Here is a 23,307-nt window from a genome sequence, read left to right on the forward strand (position 1 = left end):
GACCCGTCCTCGATTGAGGTCTGCCCTGCCTGGGTAGACCAACCCAGACAGGAGAATTGTGGCTGCCAAACCACGCGTACACGAGATCGCATCCGAACTCGGTGTAGACAGCAAGCTCGCACTTGCAAAGCTCAAGGAGCTCGGCGAATTCGTCAAGAGCCCCTCATCCACCATCGAGCCCCCCGTGGCTCGCAAGCTTCGCGCCGCGCTCGAGGCTGACGGCGCCGGCAAGGCCGCCGCCGCCGCGTCGACCCCGGCGTCCGGATCCGTCACCGCCTCCGCGTCCGCGCCGGCGAAGAGCGCTCCGGCTCGGCCCAACGGTGCCCGACCTGGCGCCCCCCGTCCGGCCGCACCCGCTCCGGCTCCGGCCGCGGCGGCGCCGGCCGCACCTGCGGCCGCCGCACCCTCGGCTCCGGCTCCGGCGCCCGCTGCGCCCGCGGCTCCCGCTCCGGCGGCTCCCGCTCCGGCGGCATCCGCTCCGGCGGCATCCGCTCCGGCGGAGTCCGCGACCGACAGCGCCCCGCGCCCCGGCGGCGCTGCGCCGCGCCCCGGCAACAACCCGTTCTCGAGCGCGCAGGGCATGGGCCAGCGCCCGGCCGGACCGCGCCCGGGCAACAACCCCTTCGCGAGCCAGCAGGGCATGGGCCAGCGGCCCACGCCCACCCCCGGCAACATCCCGCGCCCGCAGGCGCCCCGCCCCGGCGCCCCGCGTCCCGGTGCACCAGGTGCGCGCCCCGGCGGCCCCGGTCGCCCGGGTGGCGCAGGTCGCCCCGGCGCCCCGTTCCAGCAGCGCCCCGGCGGCCCCGGCCGTCCGGCGGGCGGCGGCTTCCAGCGCCCCGGCGGTGGCGGCGCGCCCGGTGGCGCCCCGGCCGGCGGTTTCGCCGGTCGCCCCGGTGGCGGCGGCGGCCGTGGCCGTGGACCCGGCGGCGGCACGGCAGGTGCCTTCGGCAAGGGCGGCGGCAAGTCCAAGCAGCGCAAGTCGCGCAGGGCGAAGCGCCAGGAATTCGAGATGAGGGATGCCCCGGTCGTCGGCGGCGTCAACGTCACGAAGGGCAACGGCGAGATCATCCGCATGCGCCGTGGCGCGTCGATCTCGGACTTCGCGGACAAGATCGAGACGCTGACCGGCTACACGGTGCAGCCCGGAACGCTCGTCACCATCCTGTTCAACCTGGGTGAGATGGCGACCGCGACCGAATCGCTCGACGAGGCCACCTTCGAGGTGCTCGGCGCCGAGCTCGGCTACAAGATCCAGATGGTCTCGCCCGAGGACGAGGACAAGGAGCTCCTCGAGGGCTTCGGCCTCGACCTCGACGCGGAACTGGAGAACGAGGACGAGAGCGACCTCGAGATCCGTCCGCCGGTCGTGACCGTCATGGGTCACGTCGACCACGGTAAGACGCGACTGCTCGACGCCATCCGCCAGACCAACGTGGTCGCGGGCGAAGCGGGCGGCATCACGCAGCACATCGGTGCGTACCAGGTCTGGACCGAGCACGACGGCATCGAGAGGGCCATCACCTTCATCGACACCCCCGGTCACGAGGCGTTCACCGCCATGCGTGCCCGTGGTGCGCAGGTCACCGACCTCGCGATCCTCGTGGTCGCGGCCGACGACGGCATCATGCCGCAGACGGTCGAGGCGCTCAACCACGCCCAGGCTGCCGGTGTGCCGATCGTGGTCGCGGTGAACAAGATCGACAAGCCCGACGCCAACCCGGCCAAGGTGCGTCAGCAGCTCACCGAGTACGGCCTGGTCGCAGAGGAGTACGGCGGCGACGTCATCTTCGTGGATGTCTCGGCCCGCGCGGGCACGAACATCCAGGAGCTGCTCGACGCAGTGCTGCTGACCGCCGACGCGGGTCTTGACCTCACGGCCAACCCCAACAAGGCGGCGCGCGGTGTCGCGATCGAGGCCAAGCTCGACAAGGGCCGCGGCTCGGTCGCCACGGTGCTCATCCAGTCCGGAACGCTCCGGGTCGGCGACGCGATCGTCGCAGGCACGGCGTACGGACGCGTGCGCGCCATGGCCGACGAGAACGGCGACCCCGTGCTCGAGGCCGCGCCTTCGCGGCCCGTGCAGGTGCAGGGCCTCAACTCCGTGCCCCGCGCCGGTGACACGTTCATCGTCACGGACGAGGACCGCCTGGCCCGCCAGATCGCCGAGAAGCGTGAAGCGGCCGAGCGCAACGCCCAGCTGGCCAAGGCCCGCAAGCGCATCTCGCTCGAAGACTTCACCCGCGCTCTCCAGGAGGGCAAGGTCGAGTCGCTCAACCTCATCATCAAGGGTGACGTGTCGGGTGCCGTCGAGGCGCTCGAGGAGTCGCTCCTCAAGATCGAGGTCGACGAGTCCGTGCAGCTGCGGATCATCCACCGCGGTGTGGGTGCGATCACCGAGTCGGATGTGAACCTGGCGACGATCGACAACGCGATCATCATCGGCTTCAACGTCCGGCCGGACACCAAGGCGCGCGAGCGGGCGTCCCGCGAGGGCGTCGACACCCGCTTCTACTCGGTCATCTACAACGCGATCGACGACGTCGAGCAGTCCCTCAAGGGCATGCTCAAGCCGGAGTTCGAAGAGGTGCAGTCGGGTGTGGCCGAGATCCGCGAGGTGTTCCGCTCCTCCAAGTTCGGCAACATCGCCGGTGTCATCGTGCGCAGCGGAACGATCACCCGCAACGCGAAGGCCCGTGTCATCCGCGACGGCGTCGTCATCGCCGATGGCCTGGCCATCGAGTCGCTGCGTCGCTTCAAGGACGACGTCACCGAGGTTCGGACGGACTTCGAGGCCGGTATCGGTCTGGGCAGGTTCAACGACATCCAGATCGGCGACGAGATCGAGACGACCGAAATGGTGGAGAAGCCGCGCGGCTGATCCTCCTTCGCGGGCCGGCGCATGACGTCGCCGCTTCGGCAAGAGCGGGGCCCTGCCCCGATTGCCTCAGCGGCGACATCATGCGCCTCCTGGCACACGAGAATGCTCAGCCCCGTTGGCTGGGGACGAGGAAAGGAAGAGGCTATGGCCGACAACAGCCGGGCCGCTCGACTGAGCGACCGCATCCGAGTCATCCTGGCGGAGCGCCTGGAGCGCGGGCTCCGCGATCCTCGTCTGGGGTTCGTCACCATCACCGACGTGAAGGTGACGGGCGACCTGCAGCACGCGTCGGTGTTCTACACGGTGCTCGGCACTGCGGAGGAGCGCCAGTCATCCGCGGAGGCGCTCAAGGCCGCGACGGGGATGCTCCGCTCCGAAGTGGGCAAGCACCTCAACGTGCGCCTGACCCCGTCGCTGGAGTTCATCGCCGACGCGATCCCCGAGAACGCCGACCACATCGCCGACCTCCTGCGCGAGGCGCGTGAGCGGGACCAGGCGGTGGCCGGACTCGCGGCATCCGCCCAGTACGCCGGCGATGCCGACCCGTACGTCAAGCCGCGCGGGTTCGACGAGGCGCCGGTCGACGGCGAGGCCGCGGCGGAGCAGTCCGAGTCCGAGGCGGACGACCTGCAGCGCGAGCGCGCGGAGTAGCACCGACTTCGGAGAATGACGCGAAACTCGGACGATCCCGGCCGGATCGTCCGAGTTTCGTGCGTTCCTCCGAAGTTCGTGCGCCTCAGGCGTCCGGCAGTCGCGCGGCCGCGCCGACCAGCTCCACGAGGCCGTCGTCCGCAAGTGATGTGATGGCGCGATCCCGCTGGTGCCGATCCGGCCAATCGGGGAGCAGGTCTTCGATCTTGATGCCGACGGCCGAGGCATCCCGCAGCACCTTCAGCACCGCGCCGCGGGCTTGCCGGTCGCTGCCCTCGTAACGCGCCTGCCGACGGCGGTCATCCCCGGTGTCCGGGTACCCGGCCGCACGCCAGGCGCACCCATTCGCCAGCGGGCATGCGTCGCACCGCGGCGCCCGCGCGGTGCAGACGACGGCGCCCAGCTCCATGGCGGCGGCGTTCACGATCGCCGCATCCAGGTCGCTCTCGGGAAGCTCGGCCTCCATCGCGGCCAGGTCTCGCCTCGACGGCGGGCCGGGCTGCGACCGGCCGTCCACCGCACGGGCCAGCACCCGACGCGTGTTCGTATCCACCACCGGATGCCGGTCGCCGTAGGCGAACACCGCCACGGCGCGCGCCGTGTAGTCGCCGATCCCGCTGAGCGAGAGCAGCGCATCCACATCTCGCGGTACGACGCCGCCGTGCCGCTCCGCGATCTCGACCGCCGCCCGGTGCAGCCATAGTGCACGCCGAGGGTAGCCCAGGTTCGCCCACTGCCGCACCGCCTCGGCGGGCGGCGCGGCGGCCAGCGCGACCGGCGTCGGCCAACGGTCGAGCCACGCCTCGAGGTGCGGGATCACCCGGTTGACGGGCGTCTGCTGCAGCATGAACTCGCTCACGAGGATGCCCCACGCCCCGAACTCGGGATGCCGCCACGGCAGCACCCGGGCGTTCTGGCGGTACCACGCCACAAGAGGAGCGGCGAGATCGGGCATGCCGATCAGCCTAAACTCCCGCTCGCGGCTGAGAGGCTGCCGTGCCATCCCACGGCCTCGTGCCCGAGGTGCCTAAGGTGGAGACGGTCCTTAACCCCCCGGAGGTCTCCCGTGCTCAACTCTTCGCGCCTCTTCGCAGGCATCGCGGCATCCGCTCTCGCGCTCGCCCTCACCGCGTGCGCGACCGCTGGCGGGGGTACGGTCGCGGAGCCCACACCCATCGGCGCGTCGACACAGGAGCCCACCGCCGCCCCGTCGCCGACGACGAGTGAGACCCCCGTCGATGCTGAGGATCCCTCGACGTGGGTCGTCACCGCTGCCGGAATCGGCCCGGTCGAGCTCGGGATGACGCTCCCGGATGCGATCGGCGTGATGCCCGAGGGCACCACCAACGACACCGACAGGTGCGCGTGGGCGGCGTGGTGGTCGGCACCCGACGGCGGCTACCAGGTCGTCACCGCCCGCCCCGGTGATGCCTCGGAGGACGGACCGGTCGACCTGGTGGCCTCGATGACGCTGCCGGAGTCGACCGGGGTCACCGGACCCCTCACGCCCGAGGGCATCGGGGTCGGGTCGACGCTCGAAGAGGTGCAGGCCGCGTACCCCGGCGCAGACTTCATGGACACGTCCGACGGCTCCGCCGTCGGAGGCCGGCGGTTCATCCAGCTCGAGGGAACGATCTTCCTGACCTTCTACGAGGGCGCGGAGACGGTGTCCGAGATCACGGTGACGACGCACGCCACGCCGCCGTACGAGCTCTGCGCCTGACCGTAGGCTGGGGGAGTGCGACTCCCCATCACGCCGGCCACGACCCTGTTGCGCGAACTGCGCGACGAGGTGCGCCTGCACTACCGGGGCGGCCGCGTGCTCGTCGCCGTCGACGGCGTGGACGGAGCGGGGAAGACGACGTTCGCGGACGCCCTCGCGGAGGTGTTCGCCGAGGACGGGTCCGCGGTGTTCCGCGCGTCGATCGACGGATTCCACCGTCCGCGTGCCGAGCGCTACGTGCGGGGGCGGGACTCTCCGGAGGGCTTCTACCGCGATTCGTTCGACTACTCCCTGTTCCGGCGCGTGCTGGTCGAGCCGTTCCGGGACGGACTGCAGACGCGAGGCGCCACCGGGTTCCAGCTCAGCGCGTTCGACGTCGCCCGTGACGCCCAGGTGGGATCGCGGTGGGTCACCGCCCCCGAGGACGCCGTGCTCGTCGTCGACGGCATCTTCCTGCACCGCCCGGAGCTGCGCGGGCTCTGGGACTGGTCCGTGTGGCTCGAGGTGCCGCTCGAGGTGACGTACGCGCGCATGGCCGAACGGGACGGCTCCGACCCGGACCCGCAGGCCCCCTCCAATGCCCGTTACGTCGACGGGCAGCGGCTGTATGTCCTCGAGGCGGATCCGAGGCTCGCGGCATCCGCGGTCATCGACAACACCGACCCGTCGCATCCGGCCCGCGTCTATCGGGACTTCCGCTGATGGCGTCATCGGGCATCGCGCTCGTGGACAAGCCCGGCGGGATGACCAGCCACGACGTCGTCGCACGGGCCAGGAAGGGGCTCGGGACCCGCAAGATCGGGCACGCCGGCACGCTCGACCCGATGGCGACGGGGCTGCTCGTGCTCGGGGTGGAGGGTGCCACCCGCCTGCTCACCTTCCTCGTGGGGCTCGACAAGACCTACGAGGCCACCATCCGGCTGGGCGTGTCGACCGACAGCGACGACGCCGACGGCGTCGAGACAGCGAGAGCGGATGCCGCGACGCTGGCCGCCGTCACCCCTGAGGCCATCGCCTCCGGCGTCGCCGCGCTGACCGGGCCGATCTCCCAGATCCCGAGCACGGTCTCGGCCATCAAGGTCGGCGGCCGGCGCGCGTACGACCTCGCACGGGAGGGCGTAGACGTCGAGCTCAAGGCCAGGAGCGTGACCGTCTCGCGGTTCGAGGTGCTCGGCTCGAGGAGAGGGGAGGAGGGCATCGAGCTCGACGTGGTCATCGACTGCTCGAGCGGGACGTACATCAGGGCTCTCGCCCGCGATCTGGGGGCGGCCCTCGGCATCGGCGGCCACCTCATCGCCCTGCGGCGAACGCACGTCGGCCCTTTCGACGTCGCCCGTGCGGCCTCCATCGACGACCTCGCCGACCGGCCTCTGCTGGCGCCGGCCCATGTCGCGTCGGCCGTGCTCGGTCGCGTGGACGTCACCGCTGAGGAGGCGCGCGACCTTCGCCACGGGAAGCGCCTGAGCGGTGCGGGCGCCCGCATGACGGGCGACGCGGCGGCCGCGGTCGACCCGGCCGGCGAGCTGGTGGGGATCCTCGAACGCCGGGGTGCCGACCTGAAGAGCGGCATGAACATGCCGACGACGCAGGGGGAGGCCCGGTGATCCTGTGGTTCACCTACATCCAGGTAGCGGTGGCCACGCTCGCCGGTGTGCTGTGCATCGTGCTCGGGGTGGCGGGGCGCCGGCCGAGCGACCTCACCGTCGGCGCACTCGCCCTGCTGGAGCTGCTGCTGCTCGTCCAGGTCGTGGTCGCGATCGTGGCGCCGCTCACCGGCAACGTCCCGACGGGCAGCCTGCTCGAGTTCTGGGTCTACCTCGTCTCGGCGGCGCTGCTGCCTCCGGCCGGTGTCGCGTGGGCGCTCGTGGAGCGCAGCCGGTGGAGCACGGTGATCATGGGAGTCGTCGCGCTCGCCGTCGCCGTCATGGTCTGGCGCATGCAGGTCATCTGGACGATCCAGGTCGCCTAGGCCCAGGCGCCGCCCGCAGAGGATCGGCGGCGCCGCCCGCAGGGGATCGGCGTCGCCGCCCGCCGAGGATCGGCCCTACCGCCCGCGCCTAGGATTGAGTGCGTTATGAGCACAGCCTCCTCGCCCACCGAAGCCGCCGCACCGGCCCGCCGGCGCATGAGCGGGATCGGACGCGTCCTCGTCGTGGTCTACGCCGTCATGGCGCTCGGAGCGACCGGCCGCTCCTTCGTGCAGATCGCCGAGCGCTTCGACGAGGCACCGCTCGCCTATACGCTGTCGGCGGTCTCGGCCGCGGTCTACATCGTCGCCACCCTCGCCCTCATCTTCGCGGGAAGCCGCGCCTGGTACCGCGTCGCCTGGATCGCGATCGTCTTCGAGCTGGCCGGTGTGCTCGTCGTCGGCACCCTCTCGGTCGTGCTGCCCGAACTCTTCGCGCACCCCACCGTCTGGTCGGGATTCGGGTCCGGGTACCTGTTCGTGCCGCTCGTGCTCCCCTTCCTCGGCATCTGGTGGCTCGCCACCCACAAGCCGGTGGCACCGTGATCGTCTTCCGGGAGCCGGCGGAGGTCCCCGAGGGATTCGGCCCATCCGTCGTGGCGATCGGCAAGTTCGACGGCGTGCACGCCGGTCACCGTGCGCTGATCGAGAAGGCGAAGGTGGATGCCGCGGCGACGGGCGCGCGAGTGGTCGCGGTGACCTTCGACCGCAACCCGCTGAGCGTGCTGCGCCCCGAGATCTGCCCGCCCCAGCTGATCGGCGTGCACCAGAAGCTGCAGCTGCTCGCAGAGGCCGGCGTGGACGCCACCCTGATGCTGCACTTCGACGAGGAACTCGCCGCCCTGCCGGCGCGGGAGTTCGTCGAGCACGTGCTGGTCGGGGCCCTCGGGGTCAAGACGGTGCTCGTCGGTCAGGACTTCCGGTTCGGCCGAGGGGGAGCGGGCAACGTCGACCTGCTCGGCGAACTCGGCGGCGAGTGGGGCTTCACGGTGGATGTCGTGCAGGACGTGCGGGCCATCGATGAGGGGCGGCGGGTCTCTTCGACCTGGATCCGCGAGCTGCTGGATGAGGGCGATGTCGCCACAGCCCAGCGGCTGCTCGGGCGACCGGCCTCCGTGTGGGGCGAGGTCGTGCACGGACTGAAGCGGGGCCGCGAGCTCGGCTACCCGACGGCGAACCTGAGCGCCGAGCTGGAGGGCTTCGTGCCGGCCGACGGCGTCTACGCCGGGTGGCTCATCGACCAGGGCTCCGCCGACGGGCTCCGCTCCGGCATCCGCTACCCCGCCGCCATCTCGGTCGGACTCAATCCCACCTTCGACGACGTCCACGCTCGGCAGGTCGAGGCGTACGTGCTCGATGAGACCGACCTGGACCTGTACGGTCGGCGTGTGGAGATCCAGTTCGTGCAGCGCGTGCGCGGAATGGTCGCGTTTCGGGGCATCGATGCGCTCATCGACCAGATCGGCGACGATGTGAGGCGCGTGCGCGAGGCGCTGAGATGACATCGGATGCCGAGGGCACAGGTCCCGTCGGGCAGCGAGTTTCGCTCGTGCGCAGGGTCATCGTCGGCGTCATCGTCGTCTCGTTCGCGCTCGCCGCGGTCGGCGGCATCGCCGTGCTGCTCGGCGGCGACTTCGGGCCGACGGCGGGGCGTGTGCTGGGAACGACGGCGGTCGTCGGCGCCTACAGCGTCGCCGTGCTGTGCTGCGCGGCGCTCGCGGGGCGTCGGCTGCAGGTCTTCGGCACGATCGGAGCGGCCGTGTCGGTCGCCACGGCTGCGCTGACGATCGTCTTGATCTGGTGGGACTTCGGCCAGCCGCCTCCCGATGGGCTGTGGCGGGTGCTGTGGTCTGGTGTCACGATCACCGCCGCGCTCGCCCTCGGCTCGCTCCTGCTGCTGCTGTCGAACCGCCGCCGGCCGGCGGTGCGGGCCGGGCTCTGGATCACGCTCGGGCTGTTCGGTGTCGTCGTGGCGATGGTCCTCTACCTGATCTGGTTCCCCGCCGACATAGACGACGACGTCTTTCCGCGGGCGCTCGGAATCCTCGGGATCCTGGCCGCACTGGGGGCAGTGGTGGTGCCGGTGCTGTCGCTGCTCTTCCGCGAACCAGGGTCGGCGGAGCGACCAGCTGCGCCCGCCGCCGAGTCGAACGGGATCTCGTCGGACGCCGCAGCCCGACTCCGCGCCGAGGCGTCCCGTCGCGGCGTCACGGTCGACGCCCTCGTCACGGCCCTGCTCGGCGACGGGCGCGACGGATCCGCCGACCGCGCGCCGTAGACCGGCGTCCGCGGGCGGGTTAGGCTGGACGGTCGACTGAGCCCGCCAGGATTCGCGACATCCGAGCCGCAGACACGGAGGGACGTATGAGCCGCACAGATCTGATGACCCTGCCCGAGCGCGCCGTCGAGCTGCTCGGAGGCGAGCCGGACGACGTCACGCTGCGGCGCTACCTGCAGGGGCTCCCCGGGGTCGACGCCGTGGGTCTCGAGCAGCGGGCGGCCGGCCTCGGCACGCGATCCATCAAGACGACCTCCAAGGCCTGGGCCCTTGACCGCATCATCCAGCTCATCGACCTGACGACCCTCGAGGGTGCCGACACCCCCGGGAAGGTGCGATCCCTGGTCGCGAAGGCACTCAACCCGGATGCCTCGGACCAGTCGTGCCCCCGTGTCGCGGCGGTGTGCGTCTACGGCGACATGGTGCCCCACGCCGTCGAGGCCCTCGGCGCCGCCCATGGTGACCCCGACAAGGGGCTGGTCAGCGTGGCGGCGGTCGCGACCGCCTTCCCCAGCGGCCGCGCGTCGCTCGAGGTGAAGCTCGCCGACACGGCGGAGGCCGTGGCGAACGGGGCCGACGAGATCGACATGGTGATCGACCGCGGTGCCTTCCTCGCCGGACGGTACGGCGTCGTCTTCGACCAGATCGCGCGCGTCAAACAGGCCTGCCGCCGCGCTGACGGTTCGTACGCATCCCTCAAGGTCATCCTCGAGACCGGCGAACTGAACACCTACGACAACGTCAAGCGCGCGTCGTGGCTGTCGATCCTGGCGGGTGGCGACTTCATCAAGACCTCCACCGGAAAGGTGCAGCCGGCCGCGACCCTGCCGGTCACGCTCCTGATGCTCGAGGTCGTGCGCGACTGGCACCGTGCGACGGGGGAGAAGGTCGGTGTGAAGCCCGCCGGCGGCATCCGCGCGTCGAAGGACGCCATCAAGTACCTCGTCACCGTCGCGGAGACGGTCGGCGAGGAGTGGCTGCAGCCGCACCTCTTCCGCTTCGGTGCGTCGAGCCTGCTGAACGACGTGCTGCTGCAGCGCCAGAAGCTGACCACCGGTGCCTACTCCGGTCCCGACTACGTGACGATCGACTGAGGCGAAGATTCAATGAGCTTTCTCGAGTACGCCCCCGCGCCCGAGTCGCGCGCAATCCTGAACCTCCGGGAGGAGTACGGGCTGTTCATCGGCGGTGAGTTCGTCGAGGGCCGGGGAGCGTCGTTCGCGACGATCTCTCCGGCGGACGAGACCCACATCGCCACCATCTCAGCGGCGTCGGAAGCGGATGTCGATGCCGCCGTCGCGGCCGCACGCCGCGCGCACGACAAGGTCTGGTCGAAGATGTCGGGCCGGGACCGCGGCAAGTACTTGTTCCGGATCGCCCGCCTCGTGCAGGAGCGCGCCCGCGAGCTCGCGGTGGCAGAGAGCCTCGACAACGGCAAGCCCATCAAGGAGAGCCGCGACGTCGACGTTCCCCTCGTGGCCTCGTGGTTCTTCTACTACGCCGGCTGGGCCGACAAGCTCGACTACGCGGGGCTGGGCGCCAACCCCCGCGCCCTCGGCGTGGCGGGCCAGGTCATCCCCTGGAACTTCCCGCTGCTCATGCTCGCGTGGAAGCTGGCCCCCGCTCTCGCGGCCGGCAACACGGTGGTCCTGAAGCCCGCAGAGACGACGCCACTCTCGGCGCTGATCTTCGCTGAGATCCTGCAGCAGGCCGACCTCCCCGCCGGTGTCGTCAACATCGTCACGGGCGCCGGCGCGACCGGCGCGGCCGTCGTGCGGCATCCGGATGTCGACAAGGTGGCGTTCACCGGATCGACCGGCGTCGGACGGGAGATCGCCAAGGCCGTCGCGGGGACGAACAAGAAGGTCACCCTCGAGCTCGGCGGCAAGGCCGCCAACATCGTGTTCGACGACGCGCCGATCGACCAGGCCATCGAGGGCATCGTCAACGGCATCTTCTTCAACCAGGGTCACGTGTGCTGCGCCGGCAGCCGCCTGCTGGTGCAGGAGTCGGTGCACGACGAGGTCGTCGATCGACTCAAGGAGCGGCTGTCGACCCTGCGCCTCGGCGACCCGCTCGACAAGAACACCGACATCGGGGCGATCAACTCGCGTGCCCAGCTCGACCGCATCCGCGAACTGAGCCAGGTCGGCGAGGACGAGGGTGCCGAGCGCTGGAGCGCCGACTGCGTGATCCCCGCCAACGGCTTCTGGTTCGCGCCGACGATCTTCACCAACGTGCAGGCCAGCCACCGGATCGCGCGCGAGGAGGTGTTCGGGCCGGTCCTCTCGGTTCTCACCTTCCGCACGCCGGGGGAGGCCATCGAGAAGGCGAACAACACTCCCTACGGACTCTCGGCGGGCATCTGGTCCGACAAGGGCAGCCGCATCCTCGCCGTGGCCGATCGCCTGCGGGCCGGTGTGGTCTGGGCGAACACGTTCAACCGCTTCGACCCCGCCTCCCCGTTCGGCGGCTATAAGGAATCCGGCTACGGCCGCGAAGGCGGCCGGCACGGCCTTCTCGCCTACCTGAAAGGGGCGCGAGCATGAGCGCGCGACTGACCGTTCCCAAGACGTACAAGCTCTACATCGGCGGCAAGTTCCCCCGCAGCGAATCGGGCCGCACCTACGAGGTGGTCTCGGCCAAGGGCGAGTTCCTGGCCAACGCCGCGATGGGCTCGCGGAAGGACGCTCGGGATGCCGTCGTCGCGGCGCGTGGTGCACTCAAGGGCTGGGCGAGCGCGACGGCGTACAACCGCGGCCAGGTGCTGTACCGCATCGCGGAACTGCTCGAGGGCCGCAGGGCCCAGTTCATCGAGGAGATCAGCGGGCAGCAGGGCGTCTCCGAGGCGGCCGCCGGCGCTCAGGTCGACGAGGCGATCGACCGGTGGGTCTGGTACGCCGGCTGGTGCGACAAGTTCGCGCAGGTCTCGGGCAATGCCAACCCCGTCTCCGGTCCGTACTTCAACATCTCCGTGCCGGAGCCGACCGGCGTCGTGGCCGTGATCGCGCCTCAGGACTCCGCGCTGCTGGGTCTCGTATCGTCCATCGCCCCCGCGCTGGTCGCCGGCAACACCGTGGTGGTCCTCGCGAGCGAGCGGTTCCCGCTCTCCGCGATCAGCTTGGCCGAGGTGCTCGCCACCTCCGACGTGCCGGGCGGAGTGGTCAACGTCCTGACGGGATCGCCCGCGGAGATCGCGCCGTGGCTCGCCTCGCATGCCGACGTCGGTGCGCTCGATCTCGTCGGCGCGGGGGCCCTGGACTGGGTGGAGCTGCAGATCGCGGCGGCGGAGACGCTGAAGCGGGTGCTCCCTCCCGAAGGGGGAGCGGATGCGGCGGCGCCGAGCCTGCAGCGCATCACCGCGTTCACCGAGATCAAGACCGTCTGGCACACCAAGAGCCTCGTCTAGCGCCGGTCGCGCCCGCGGTAACGAATGGGTAACGCAAGCATGTAGTGTGAGCACACGCGTCGACGCCGACGCGTGGATCACCGGAGGACATGCCCGATGCCCGACGACCCGTCATCCGACCCTGCCCGGGATCGGATGCAGGCGCTCATGACCGTGTGCGTGCTCGCTGTGGCCAGCCTGGCGATCGCGATGCTCGGCGCCACACCCGCCCGCGTGAGCACGAGCGAGCTGATGGGGCACGCCCGCAGTCCCGGAGAGGCGGCCTTCGTCGCCAGCCACCGCGGAGACTCGGCATCCGCTCCGGAGAACACCCTGCCGGCCGTGGAGAGCGCGATCGCGGGAGGGTTCCCGTATGTCGAGGTCGACGTCGCGCTCACCGAGGACCGGCACCCCGTTCTCATGCACGACCGCACCGTCAACCGCACCACGGATGGGCGGGGCCGCATCGCCGAGCTCACCCTGGCCGAGGTGCGAGCACTCGATGCCGGCTCCTGGTTCGACCCGGCATTCGCCGGAACCCGCGTACCGACGCTGGAAGAGTTCCTCGACGTGCTCGCCGCGTCGGAATCGAAGGCCCTGATCGAGCTGAAGGGGGTGTGGAATGCCGATGCCGCCGCGCGGTTCGCGAGCGCGGTGGTGGCGCGCGGAATGGAGCGGAACGTCGCGGTGGCGAGCTTCGACACGCGCACGCTCGCCCACATCTCGACCGCGTCATCCGTCATCTACCGGCTGGCGATCTTCCGGGCGCTTCCCGATGACGTCGTGGCCGCCGCGCGCACGATGGGCGTCCGCGGCATCGTGGCGAAGGACATGGCGGTCATCGCCCGACCGGAGATCGTCGACGAGCTGCACGCGCACGGAATGCGCGTCGTCGTCTACACCCTCAACGATGGTGCCCAGTGGCTGGAGGCCACCGCCCTCGGGGTCGACGGCATCGTCACGGACGACCCCGGCTCGCTGAACGCGTGGCAGGCGGACGCCTCGCGCTGACGGGGACACGCCCGACGTATCGATCCCGTCACTGTTCGCTCCGTCGCCGCGGCTGCGGGCCGTCGGGTCGCTAGCCTCTGAAAAAGCGTCTCCCCAGATCTCGGAGGATCCATGCTCCCCGTTGCCACCGGCCCCCGCACCGCCCCCGCACGGCGCGCGGCATGGCTGACCGCATCCGTCGCGCTGATCGCCGTGCTGGCGGCCTGCGCGCCGCAGACTCCTCCGGCGACGACCCCGTCGGAGAGCCCCTCGAGCACGCCGCGTCCCACGGCGACCGGAAGCGCGGCGCCGTCGGAGTCGCCGACCCCGGTGGCGACCGAGGACCCGGGCTCGAGCATCGATCTGCCGGCCGCGTGCGAGGACATCTACTCCGAGGAGCTGCTCGCCACCATCGCGGACATGCCCCTGAACGACCCCGGGGTGACCCTCCTCTCCACGGAGATGACCGCCGGGCTCGAGATCCTCGAGACGGCCCCGACCATCCGGTGCTCGTGGGGACTGCCCTCCGATTTCGGGCTCGCGACGAACGTCACGATCGTCGATGCAGCGCAGACGCAGTCGCTCGAGCAGTCGATGCGAGACACCGGCATGGAGTGCGCGGACTACGAACAGGGCACCCTCTGCCGCATCGAGACCGAGCACCTGGGGGAGGACGACGTCGTGGCCAAGACCGGCGAGACGCACTACCTCCGCGGCAACGGATGGGTCTCCACGCACTGGATCAACTTCGCGCCCGAAGGCTACACCGAGGACATCGTCGCGACCCTGTGGGGCTGAGTCGCCCAAAAGGCGTAGAATGACATCGGTGCACTCGCCCGTGACGTCGCCCCGCTGAAGCGGGAGCCGGCGGCAGGGATGCGAGAACCACCACCACCCGCGTCCGTCCCGGCATCCGAGCCGCCCGCGGGGACCCGCTGACTTACCCCAGTCTCGGCTGGAACCCGCCGGTTCACCCGGCATTCACGCTCAGGAGGAGCATGCCGACTACGGCGACATCCGCACCCCAGCGTCGCAGGAAGACGTCGTCATCCGCGCGACGCGACGACGACGCACCCATCATCCCGATCCTCGCCCGCAAGGTGCGAGAGGTCGAGGCGAAGGCGCAGCGAGGCAAGCTGGGACCCACCAACCGGGTGAAGTTCCAGGTGATCGCGTTCCTGGTGCGCGAGGAGCGCGCGCGCGTGAAGGCCGACGCCGGGTTCACCGACGCCGTGCGCTCGGAGCTGCTGAAGCGCCTGGACGGCGTCGCGACGATCCTCGCCAAGACAGCCGCGCGCGACACCTCGCTGATCCAGCTGCTCGAGGTCGACCAGGCGACGAGCCCGGTGGCCAGGCGGATGCGCAGGGACTGGCTGCTCGAGTCGGGTGCCGAGCTGGCCCCCGACGAGCTGATCATCACGGACGAGGCGCCCAAGAGCACGAGTGTCGTACCGGCGGCGCTGGCCGAGCGGCAGGTGACCCCTCTGGCGATCGAGGCGCGCCAGCTCGCCAACCCCTTCCTCGCCCCTGATCTCTCCAAGCCCGCTCGCAAGGAGGCGCCTCGCCGCCGCCTGGACGGGTGGGAGCTGATGGGACCCCTGTACAAGGCGTTCGAGATCGGCGCGGGCGGCTCGGCCGCATCGATGGAGCTGCCCGAGGTTCCCGAGTACGACCGGCTCTCGCCGAAGGGCCTCGAGGTCATGCCGCACCAGTCGCGCTTCCTCGAGGCGGTGCGTCTCGGCCACCGCAGCTTCCTGCTGGCCGACGAGCCGGGACTCGGCAAGACCGCCGAGTCGGTCATCGCCGCATCCGTCGCCGGCGCGTACCCGCTGCTGGCCGTCGTGCCGAACGTCGTCAAGATGAACTGGGCGCGCGAGGTCGAGCGGTGGACGCCGCAGCGCCGTGCAACCGTGATCCAGGGCGACGGCGACGACATCGACGCCTTCGCCGACGTGTTCATCGTCAACTACGAGATCCTCGACCGGCATCTGTCGTGGCTCGGCTCGCTCGGGCTCAAGGGCATGGTGGTCGACGAGGCGCACTTCATCAAGAACCTCACGAGCCAGCGGTCGCAGAATGTGCTCGCGCTCGCGACGCGTATCCGCGAGACCACGCCGGACCCGCTGATGCTGGCGCTCACGGGTACCCCCCTCATCAACGATGTCGAGGACTTCGACGCGATCTGGCGCTTCCTCGGCTGGACGACGGGCGACAAGCCCGGTCCTGAGCTCATGGAGAAGCTGGACCAGACGGGGCTGACCCCGGCGGACAAGTCGTTCTATCCCGAGGCGCGCGAGGCCGTGATCTCGATGGGGATCGTCCGTCGCAAGAAGAAGGACGTCGCGGCCGACCTGCCCGACAAGCTCATCGCCGACCTTCCGGTGCAGCTCGACGACGAGTTCGGGCGCAGCATCCGTCAGGCCGAACGCGAGCTCGGCTCGCGGATGGCGGCGAAGTACCGACGAATCATCGAAGCGCGCGGCGAACGCGGTCGTGTATACGACGACGTGGACGAGGACATCATCCGCCTCGTGGCTCACAACGAGCTGGAGGAGTCGAAGGCCGCGGGCGCCGGTGGCGACAACGTCTTCACGATGGTGCGCAAGATCGGCCAGGCCAAGGCGCTGCTCGCCGCTGATTACGCGGTGCAGCTGCAGCGCTCGGTCGGCAAGGTCGTGTTCTTCGCGAAGCACATCGACGTGATGGATGCCGCGGAGAACCACTTCGCGTCGGCCGGGCTGCGCACGATCTCGGTACGAGGCGATCAGACCACGCAGTCCCGCCAGGCCGCCATCGACGCCTTCAACAACGATCCGGGCGTCGGCATCGCCGTCTGCTCGCTCACCGCGGCCGGTGTCGGCCTGAACATGCAGGCGGCGTCCAACGTGGTGCTGGCCGAGCTCAGCTGGACCGCAGCCGAGCAGACGCAGGCGATCGACCGGGTGCACCGCATCGGGCAGGACGAACCCGTCACGGCATGGAGGATCATCGCCGCGCACACGATCGACACGAAGATCGCCGAGCTCATCGATCAGAAGCAGGGGCTCGCGCTGCGGGCGCTCGACGGGCAGGCAGTGGATGCGGCATCGAGCGAATCCGTGCAGCTCAGCGCCCTGATGCACCTGCTGAGGCAGGCGCTCGGCGCCGCCTGAGGCGCCTGTCCCGGCCGTGTGGCAGGGTGATCGCCACCGGCGCTAGTGTCGTCTGTGGCAGTGTCGCCGGTTTGCGATTCCCGACAGCGAGGACCACAGCATGAAGATCGGCATCCTGACGAGCGGCGGCGACTGCCCCGGGCTCAACGCGGTCATCCGCGGCGTGGTGCTCAAGGGCACCACCACGTACGACCTCGAGTTCGTCGGCATCCGCGACGGCTGGCGCGGTGTCGTCGACGGCGACTTCTTCCCGCTGACACGCCACGAGGTCAAGGGGCTCTCGAAGGTGGGCGGCACGATCCTCGGAACGAGCCGCACGAACCCGTACGACGGTCCCCGCGGCGGTGCCGACAACATCGCCAAGACGATGTACGGCCACCGGCTCGACGGCATCATCGCGATCGGCGGCGAGGGAACCCTCGCGGCGGCCGACCGGCTGTCGAAGGACGGCATCAACGTGCTCGGCGTTCCGAAGACGATCGACAACGACCTGCGGGCCACCGACTACTCGTTCGGATTCGACACGGCCGTGAACATCGCCTCCGAGGCGATGGATCGCCTGCGCACCACCGGGGACTCCCACCAGCGGTGCATGGTGGCCGAGGTCATGGGACGCCACGTCGGCTGGATCGCCCTGCACGCCGGCATCGCCGCCGGTGCCCACGCCATCCTCATCCCCGAGGTCCCGATGACGATCGAGGAGATCTGCCATCTTGTGACGAAGGCCCACGACCGCGGCCGGGCGCCCCTCGTCGTGGTCTCGGAGGGTTTCACTCTCAAGGACATGGACGAGGCTTACAGCGACAAGGGCCTCGACTCCTTCAACCGGCCGCGTCTCGGCGGGATCAGCGAGATCCTGGCCCCCGAGATCGAGCGGATCACGGGCATCGAGACGCGGGCGACCGTGCTCGGCCACATCCAGCGAGGTGGATCGCCCTCCGGCTTCGATCGGGTGCTGGCCACGCGCCTGGGCCTGCACGCGGCTGATGCGGTCGTCGACGGCGACTGGGGCCGCATGGTGGCCTTGAAGGGCACCGACATCGTCCGCGTGCCCTTCGCCGAGGCGCTCGGCGAGCTGAACAAGGTGCCGCTCTACCGCTACGAAGAGGCGGCGGCGCTCTTCGGCTGAGGGTTCCGCGGTCGCCCCGGTGCAGGAGTGATCGCCGACGCAGGACGATCGACGGCGGTTCTTCCTGCTCAGGCGACATCACCTGTCGAGCCCCTGCGCGATGGCGGTGAGCACGGTGTCGATGACGTGCGAGTGATCGAAGAGCACCTGCTGATAGTCGAACCGGATGACCGTGTAGCCGAGAAGGGTCAGCCTGGCGTCGGCGCGGAGATCCCGGCGGCGGTCCTGCGCGGTGCTGTGGTGCGCGAACCCGTCGAGTTGGATGGCCAGGGCGCGACCGATGAGTCCGTCGACCGGGTGGCCGTCGATCCACACCTGCTGTCGAACCGGCACGCCCACCGACCGCATCAGGTCGAGGAAGTGCGATTCCACTCCGGAGTCGGACAGGACCGATGCCACGGAGGCCAGCTCGCGGGCTCTCGGGCTTCGCCATTTCACCCGTCGAAGGACCTCGGGTTCGACCACCTTGCGCCGCAAGGCGGACTCCCACACCGCCAGCGCCTCAGCCGGAGGGAGGCACTTCGCGACATGGAACAGCATGTTGATCGGGTGTTCCTCCGCGGTCGACGCCGGCAGCGCGACAGGTCCGCTGGACCAGTGCACCCGCAGGCCGGTGCGGTCGACCCGGGCGGTCGTCGACGCAACGGCGACGTGGGTGTGCTCGTGAGCCGGCGTCCACAGTCCCCGCAGCGCAGCCGCGGTGACGCACGTCGCCCTTCCGCCGGCCGAGGCCGCCGAGACACGCCGGTGATCGCAGGATGGTGCGACGAGCAACGACCGTCGCACGCGCCGGAGGACGCCCGCCGAGATGGCACGGCGCACGTCGTGCTCGGTGAACCCCCGTGATCTCAGCACCGACGAGTGGGCGATGCCGTGGTGTGACAGCATCCAGCTCTCGAGCTCCGCAGCGCGCATACCCCATGCTCGCGCCGGCAGGATCGAAAGCGCTCCCTGCCCCGACTCGGGGGAGAGCGCGGCGACGGCGCATCCTGAGGAGGACTCGCCGACACCCTCGCCCGGACAGGACGAATCTCCGAGGCAGGAGATTCCGCGCGGAAACGTCCTGCCCTGGCGATTTCTCCGTCGCCGAGGCTCAGTCGTCGGCGAGGCCGAGCACGTCGAGCAGCCAGGCGAGCTCGAACGCCCGCTCCTTCCAGGAGTTGTACCGTCCGCTGACGCCGCCGTGCCCTGCCACCATCTCGCACTTCAGCAGCGCGTCGGCACCCACCTCGCGCAGCCGCGCGACCCACTTGGCGGGCTCGACGTAGAGCACACGGGTGTCGTTGAGCGAGGTCACGGCGAGGATGCGCGGATATGCGACATCCGTCCGCACGTTCTCGTAGGGCGAGTACGACTTCATGTACTCGTAGACGGTCTTCTCGTGCAGCGGGTCGCCCCACTCGTCCCACTCGATGACGGTCAACGGCAGCGACGGGTCGAGGATCGTCGTGAGCGCATCGACGAACGGCACGGCGGCGAGGATGCCGGCGAACAGCTCCGGCGCGATGTTGGCCACCGCGCCCATCAGCAGGCCGCCTGCGCTCCCGCCCTCGGCGACGAGCCGGTCGGGTGAGGTGTAGCCGCTGTCGATGAGATGCCGTGCGCAGTCGACGAAGTCGGTGAAGGTGTTGCGCTTCTGCAACAGCTTGCCGTCCTCGTACCACTGCCGGCCCATCTCCCCGCCGCCCCGGACATGCGCGACGGCGAAGACGACGCCCCGGTCGAGCTCGGAGAGGCGGGCGATCGAGAAGCGCGGTTCGATGGAGTGCTCGTAGGAGCCGTACCCATACATGTGCAGCGGTCTCGGAGACCGGCCGGCGTCGCCGAACGATCGCTTCCAGACGAGGGAGATCGGCAGCCGCGTGCCGTCCGACGCCGTCGCCCACACCCGCGCCTGGTCGTAGTCCCCGGGGTCGTAGCCCCCCAGCACGGGCTGCCGCTTGCGCAGCAGCAGCTCGCGCGTCGACAGCTCGTAGTCATAGACGGTGCCCGGCGTGACGAACGAGTCGTAGCCGAGGCGGATAAGCGGGGGAGCCCACTCCGGGTTGCCCCCGGTCCCCGCCGTGTACAGCGGCTCGTCGAAGGGCAGCTCGTCCACCTCGCCCGAGCCGTAGTCCAGAAGCCCCACGCGTGCGAGCCCACCCCGGCGGTACTCCACGACGGCGAAGTCGCGGAAGCAGTCGACATCGAGCAGACGCTGCCCGGGAGTGTGGGGGAGCAGCACCCGGCGCTCACCCTGCGGGTCCTCCGCCGAGACCCGTACCAGCTCGAAATCCAGCGCCTCGTCGTTGTGCACGATGAGGAGCACGTCCTCGCCGTCCACGACGGCGTGATCGACCGAGTACTCGACGCGCTCGGTGCGCGGCCACACCAGCTTCGGCTCGGCCGTCAGGTCGGCGGTGTCGAGGATGCGGGCCTCCGACGTGATGCTCGAGCCCACCGAGATCACGAGGTACTTGTCGCTGCGGGTGATCCCCGCGCCCAGCCAGTACTTCTCGTCCGGCTCGTGGAAGAGCGTGACATCGGACGCGACGTCGGTGCCGACCGCGTGCAGCCACAGGGTGTCGGGCCGCCACGCGTCATCGACGGTGGTGTACAGGATGCCGCTGCCATCCGGCGTGAACTCGGCGCCCGAGAAGGTGCCGGGGATCTCGTCGGGCAGCGGCTGACCGGAGACGAGGTCGCGCACGCGCACCGTGTAGCGCTCGTCGCCGGCGACATCCACCCCGAAGAGCATCCGGGTGCCGTCCTTCGAGACGTCGAAGCTGCCGAGCGAGAAGAACTCGTGGCCCTCCGCCTCGACGTTCGCATCGAGCAGCACCTGCTCGCCCGGCACGTCGACACCCGGCTCGAGCTGCGGAGGAGTCCAGTCGTCGGGGGAGGCGAGCGGGGCGCGGCACTGGATGCCGTACTGCTGACCCTCGACGGTGCGGCCGTAGTACCACCAGTCGCCGCGGCGCGACGGCACCGACAGATCGGTCTCCAGGGTGCGACCCTTGATCTCGTCGAAGATGCGGGTCCGCAGACCCTCCAGGTGCGCCGTGGCCCCCTCGGTGTGCGCGTTCTCTGCCCGCAGGTGAGCGAGAACCTCGTCGTCCTCCTTGGCGCGCAGCCACTCGTACGGGTCATCGAAGGCGTCACCGTGGTGGGTGCGGATCGTGGACGTGCGGGCGGCGACGGGGGCGGTGGATGCTGGTGGCTGAACGGTCACGCGTCCACGCTAGTCGAGCGTCTCGACACGGGACCCGCCCGAGTTGACCGGAGAGGGGCAGGGTGCGAGGATTCTTACGGCCCGGTTGCCGGATGCTTAATTCACGGTGAACTGTTCGTTCGTCACGCCGATCCCGTCGGCACCTCTTCATTCCTGAACCAAAGGAAAGCGAACGGTGGAAGCCGCAGCCCTGATCATCGTGCTGGTCATCGCGCTGGCACTCTTCTTCGACTTCACGAACGGCTTCCACGACACCGCGAACGCGATGGCCACGCCCATCGCGACCGGGGCCCTCAAGCCGAAGGTCGCGGTCCTCCTCGCTGCCGTGCTGAATCTGGTCGGCGCGTTCCTGTCCACCGAGGTGGCCAAGACGATCTCCGGCGGCATGATCCGAGAGGATCAGATCGATTCGGCGATCTTCCCGGCCATCATCTTCGCCGGGCTCATCGGCGCCATCACCTGGAACATGCTGACGTGGCTGCTCGGTCTGCCCTCGAGCTCGTCCCACGCACTCTTCGGCGGCCTGATCGGCGCGACGCTCGTCGGCGTCGGGGCCGCGGCGATCGACTTCAGCGTCGTGATGTCGAAGGTCATCCTCCCGGCGGTCATCGCCCCGCTCACCGCGGGCATCATCGCCTACACGGCCACGAAGATCGCGTATGTCGTCACGCGGCGCTACGACTCCAAGCCCGACGGGCGCGATGGGTTCCGCATCGGACAGATCTTCACCTCGTCGCTGGTCGCGCTGGCGCACGGCACCAACGACGCCCAGAAGACGATGGGCGTCATCACGCTGCTCCTCATCACCGCCGGCTTTCAGAGCGCCAGCGATCCGGACCCGCAGACCTGGGTCGTGTTCGCCTGCGCCATCACGATCGCCCTCGGCACCTACATGGGCGGCTGGCGCATCATCCGCACGCTCGGCAAGGGGCTCACGGACGTCAAGCCCGCGCAGGGATTCTCCGCCGAGTCCTCGACCGCGGCCACGATCCTGGCCTCCAGTGCCCTGGGCTTCGCGCTCTCGACGACCCAGGTGGCTTCGGGCTCCGTCATCGGATCCGGCCTCGGCCGCCGTGGCTCCACGGTGCGCTGGCGCATGGTGTTCCGCATCATGGTCGGCTGGCTCCTGACCCTTCCCGCCGCGGGCGCGGTCGGCGCGGCCGCGGCCCTCGTGGTGGTCTGGTTCGGCATGTGGGGCATCCTCGTGGATGCCGTGCTCGCCGTTCTCGTCATCCTGAGCATCTTCCTGCGCTCGCGCCGCAATGCCGTCACCGCGTCCAATGCCATGAGCGAGGTCGCGGACTCGGGTCGGGCCGTGAAGGTGAAGCGCAACCCGCCTCCCACCCGACGCCAGAGGGCCATCCAGCGTGAGGAGCAGCGCCGCGAGGCGGAGGAGGCGGCACGGGTGAAGGCGGAGAGCAAAGCCGCGGAGCGCCGCGCCACCGAAGAGCGAGCCCGTGTCGCCGCCACCGCGAAGCAGGCCGCCAAGGAGAAGGCGAAGGCCGACGCGCGCAGGGGAGCGGACAAGAACGGAGGGGGATCGCTGTGACCTTCAGCATCGACTGGATCGCCTTCGTGCAGGTATTCGTCGCCGCCATGATCGGGGCGGTCCTCGTCGTGGGCTTCTACTCGTCGGGCCTCCGGCTGCTCGTTCGTGCGGGCAGGGCCCCCGTGGTGACGCCCGCCGAGTTCACCGACGCCATCACCGTGATCACTCGGAAGGATGCCGAGCGCGCGGCGAAGGCTGCCGCGAAGGCGGCCCGCAAGAACCCGCTCACCGACGTGCAGAAGCGGGTGTCGCTGATAGGGGCGTACTTCTGCTTCGGGATGGCGGGGCTCGCCGTGCTCGGTGGGCTGCTGCTCATCCTCTTCAACCACTGAGCTGCTCGTGAACGCCTCGCGTGCCGGTCGCCTCCGTTTGCGCGTCGGCGGCCGCCCCTA

The 23,307-nt window shown here is 70.1% G+C and carries 21 protein-coding genes; 18 read left to right on the forward strand and 3 right to left on the reverse strand.

Going from position 1 to position 23,307, the window contains the following annotated elements; translation table 11 throughout:
- Positions 1-58 precede the first annotated feature (58 nt).
- Both infB and rbfA read left to right on the forward strand, forming a co-directional pair.
- On the forward strand, positions 59-2,878 hold the full coding sequence (gene infB / locus ACLQ2Q_RS02105) for a translation initiation factor IF-2 (RefSeq protein WP_425817453.1): 2,820 nt from the start codon (positions 59-61) through the stop codon (positions 2,876-2,878).
- A gap of 144 nt (positions 2,879-3,022) precedes the next feature.
- Entirely contained in the window at positions 3,023-3,529 is a 507-nt protein-coding gene (gene rbfA / locus ACLQ2Q_RS02110; protein ID WP_425817455.1) for a 30S ribosome-binding factor RbfA, read from the forward strand.
- A gap of 85 nt (positions 3,530-3,614) precedes the next feature.
- On the opposite strand, the gene ACLQ2Q_RS02115 is transcribed toward rbfA, so the two are convergent.
- Complete coding sequence (locus ACLQ2Q_RS02115) at positions 3,615-4,484, reverse strand: A/G-specific adenine glycosylase (protein ID WP_425817457.1); 870 nt, start codon at positions 4,482-4,484, stop codon at positions 3,615-3,617.
- Positions 4,485-4,595: 111 nt separating this feature from the next.
- Here ACLQ2Q_RS02115 and ACLQ2Q_RS02120 point away from each other — a divergent pair, with 111 nt between their 5' ends.
- From ACLQ2Q_RS02120 to ACLQ2Q_RS02185, 14 genes are all read left to right on the forward strand, one after another.
- The gene (locus tag ACLQ2Q_RS02120) at positions 4,596-5,252 is read left to right on the forward strand and encodes a hypothetical protein (protein ID WP_425817459.1); all 657 of its coding nucleotides are present in this window, start codon (positions 4,596-4,598) and stop codon (positions 5,250-5,252) included.
- A gap of 15 nt (positions 5,253-5,267) precedes the next feature.
- Entirely contained in the window at positions 5,268-5,954 is a 687-nt protein-coding gene (locus ACLQ2Q_RS02125; RefSeq protein ID WP_425817461.1) for a uridine kinase, read from the forward strand.
- Positions 5,954-6,856, forward strand: coding sequence for a tRNA pseudouridine(55) synthase TruB (gene truB / locus ACLQ2Q_RS02130; protein WP_425817463.1), 903 nt, complete (start codon positions 5,954-5,956; stop codon positions 6,854-6,856). Before ACLQ2Q_RS02125 ends, truB begins: the two co-directional genes overlap by 1 nt.
- The gene (locus tag ACLQ2Q_RS02135; protein ID WP_425817465.1) at positions 6,853-7,221 is read left to right on the forward strand and encodes a hypothetical protein; all 369 of its coding nucleotides are present in this window, start codon (positions 6,853-6,855) and stop codon (positions 7,219-7,221) included. Before truB ends, ACLQ2Q_RS02135 begins: the two co-directional genes overlap by 4 nt.
- A 105-nt stretch (positions 7,222-7,326) precedes the next feature.
- Positions 7,327-7,764: a hypothetical protein gene (locus ACLQ2Q_RS02140; protein WP_425817467.1), complete on the forward strand. Its 438-nt coding sequence runs from the start codon at positions 7,327-7,329 to the stop codon at positions 7,762-7,764.
- Positions 7,761-8,720 (forward strand): bifunctional riboflavin kinase/FAD synthetase, encoded by a 960-nt coding sequence (locus tag ACLQ2Q_RS02145; RefSeq protein ID WP_425817469.1) that lies wholly within the window; start codon positions 7,761-7,763, stop codon positions 8,718-8,720. The genes ACLQ2Q_RS02140 and ACLQ2Q_RS02145 overlap by 4 nt, the downstream gene beginning before the upstream one ends.
- Positions 8,717-9,496 carry a hypothetical protein gene (locus ACLQ2Q_RS02150; RefSeq protein ID WP_425817471.1) on the forward strand — a complete coding sequence of 260 codons (780 nt, stop codon included), beginning with the start codon at positions 8,717-8,719 and terminating at the stop codon, positions 9,494-9,496. The genes ACLQ2Q_RS02145 and ACLQ2Q_RS02150 overlap by 4 nt, the downstream gene beginning before the upstream one ends.
- 86 nt (positions 9,497-9,582) lie before the next feature.
- The gene (gene deoC, locus ACLQ2Q_RS02155; RefSeq protein WP_425817473.1) at positions 9,583-10,590 is read left to right on the forward strand and encodes a deoxyribose-phosphate aldolase; all 1,008 of its coding nucleotides are present in this window, start codon (positions 9,583-9,585) and stop codon (positions 10,588-10,590) included.
- Positions 10,591-10,602: 12 nt separating this feature from the next.
- Positions 10,603-12,045: an aldehyde dehydrogenase family protein gene (locus ACLQ2Q_RS02160; RefSeq protein ID WP_425817475.1), complete on the forward strand. Its 1,443-nt coding sequence runs from the start codon at positions 10,603-10,605 to the stop codon at positions 12,043-12,045.
- The gene (locus tag ACLQ2Q_RS02165; protein ID WP_425817477.1) at positions 12,042-12,905 is read left to right on the forward strand and encodes an aldehyde dehydrogenase family protein; all 864 of its coding nucleotides are present in this window, start codon (positions 12,042-12,044) and stop codon (positions 12,903-12,905) included. Before ACLQ2Q_RS02160 ends, ACLQ2Q_RS02165 begins: the two co-directional genes overlap by 4 nt.
- A gap of 96 nt (positions 12,906-13,001) precedes the next feature.
- The gene (locus tag ACLQ2Q_RS02170) at positions 13,002-13,895 is read left to right on the forward strand and encodes a glycerophosphodiester phosphodiesterase (RefSeq protein WP_425817479.1); all 894 of its coding nucleotides are present in this window, start codon (positions 13,002-13,004) and stop codon (positions 13,893-13,895) included.
- A gap of 111 nt (positions 13,896-14,006) precedes the next feature.
- Complete coding sequence (locus ACLQ2Q_RS02175; RefSeq protein ID WP_425817481.1) at positions 14,007-14,672, forward strand: hypothetical protein; 666 nt, start codon at positions 14,007-14,009, stop codon at positions 14,670-14,672.
- Between the two features lie 200 nt (positions 14,673-14,872).
- A complete protein-coding gene (locus tag ACLQ2Q_RS02180; protein ID WP_425817483.1) occupies positions 14,873-17,026 on the forward strand; it encodes a DEAD/DEAH box helicase in 2,154 nt (717 codons plus the stop codon).
- Between the two features lie 100 nt (positions 17,027-17,126).
- A complete protein-coding gene (locus ACLQ2Q_RS02185; protein WP_425817485.1) occupies positions 17,127-18,155 on the forward strand; it encodes an ATP-dependent 6-phosphofructokinase in 1,029 nt (342 codons plus the stop codon).
- Between the two features lie 78 nt (positions 18,156-18,233).
- Here the strand turns inward: ACLQ2Q_RS02185 and ACLQ2Q_RS02190 are convergent, their stop codons facing one another.
- Both ACLQ2Q_RS02190 and ACLQ2Q_RS02195 read right to left on the reverse strand, forming a co-directional pair.
- On the reverse strand, positions 18,234-19,070 hold the full coding sequence (locus ACLQ2Q_RS02190) for a DUF559 domain-containing protein (RefSeq protein ID WP_425817487.1): 837 nt from the start codon (positions 19,068-19,070) through the stop codon (positions 18,234-18,236).
- A 178-nt stretch (positions 19,071-19,248) separates the two neighbouring features.
- Complete coding sequence (locus ACLQ2Q_RS02195) at positions 19,249-21,366, reverse strand: S9 family peptidase (protein ID WP_425817489.1); 2,118 nt, start codon at positions 21,364-21,366, stop codon at positions 19,249-19,251.
- A gap of 175 nt (positions 21,367-21,541) precedes the next feature.
- Between ACLQ2Q_RS02195 and ACLQ2Q_RS02200 the strand changes: the two genes are divergently transcribed.
- Positions 21,542-22,915, forward strand: a complete 1,374-nt coding sequence (locus ACLQ2Q_RS02200) for an anion permease (protein ID WP_425817491.1) — start codon at positions 21,542-21,544, stop codon at positions 22,913-22,915.
- Complete coding sequence (locus ACLQ2Q_RS02205) at positions 22,912-23,247, forward strand: peptidase (protein ID WP_425817493.1); 336 nt, start codon at positions 22,912-22,914, stop codon at positions 23,245-23,247. The genes ACLQ2Q_RS02200 and ACLQ2Q_RS02205 overlap by 4 nt, the downstream gene beginning before the upstream one ends.
- Positions 23,248-23,307 lie beyond the last annotated feature (60 nt).

This window comes from Microbacterium sp. DT81.1 (assembly GCF_049844955.1).
GTDB lineage: Bacteria > Actinomycetota > Actinomycetes > Actinomycetales > Microbacteriaceae > Microbacterium.

Bases quoted from the DNA above. Each gene is read 5' to 3' on its own strand.
- ACLQ2Q_RS02115 (WP_425817457.1), bottom strand. From the start codon at position 4,484: ATGCCCGATCTCGCCGCTCCTCTTGTGGCGTGGTACCGCCAGAACGCC.
- ACLQ2Q_RS02150 (WP_425817471.1), top strand. From the start codon at position 8,717: ATGACATCGGATGCCGAGGGCACAGGTCCCGTCGGGCAGCGAGTTTCG.
- ACLQ2Q_RS02175 (WP_425817481.1), top strand. From the start codon at position 14,007: ATGCTCCCCGTTGCCACCGGCCCCCGCACCGCCCCCGCACGGCGCGCG.
- deoC (WP_425817473.1), top strand. From the start codon at position 9,583: ATGAGCCGCACAGATCTGATGACCCTGCCCGAGCGCGCCGTCGAGCTG.
- ACLQ2Q_RS02185 (WP_425817485.1), top strand. From the start codon at position 17,127: ATGAAGATCGGCATCCTGACGAGCGGCGGCGACTGCCCCGGGCTCAAC.
- ACLQ2Q_RS02140 (WP_425817467.1), top strand. From the start codon at position 7,327: ATGAGCACAGCCTCCTCGCCCACCGAAGCCGCCGCACCGGCCCGCCGG.
- truB (WP_425817463.1), top strand. From the start codon at position 5,954: ATGGCGTCATCGGGCATCGCGCTCGTGGACAAGCCCGGCGGGATGACC.
- ACLQ2Q_RS02165 (WP_425817477.1), top strand. From the start codon at position 12,042: ATGAGCGCGCGACTGACCGTTCCCAAGACGTACAAGCTCTACATCGGC.
- ACLQ2Q_RS02160 (WP_425817475.1), top strand. From the start codon at position 10,603: ATGAGCTTTCTCGAGTACGCCCCCGCGCCCGAGTCGCGCGCAATCCTG.
- ACLQ2Q_RS02170 (WP_425817479.1), top strand. From the start codon at position 13,002: ATGCCCGACGACCCGTCATCCGACCCTGCCCGGGATCGGATGCAGGCG.
- ACLQ2Q_RS02190 (WP_425817487.1), bottom strand. From the start codon at position 19,070: ATGCGCGCTGCGGAGCTCGAGAGCTGGATGCTGTCACACCACGGCATC.
- rbfA (WP_425817455.1), top strand. From the start codon at position 3,023: ATGGCCGACAACAGCCGGGCCGCTCGACTGAGCGACCGCATCCGAGTC.
- ACLQ2Q_RS02180 (WP_425817483.1), top strand. From the start codon at position 14,873: ATGCCGACTACGGCGACATCCGCACCCCAGCGTCGCAGGAAGACGTCG.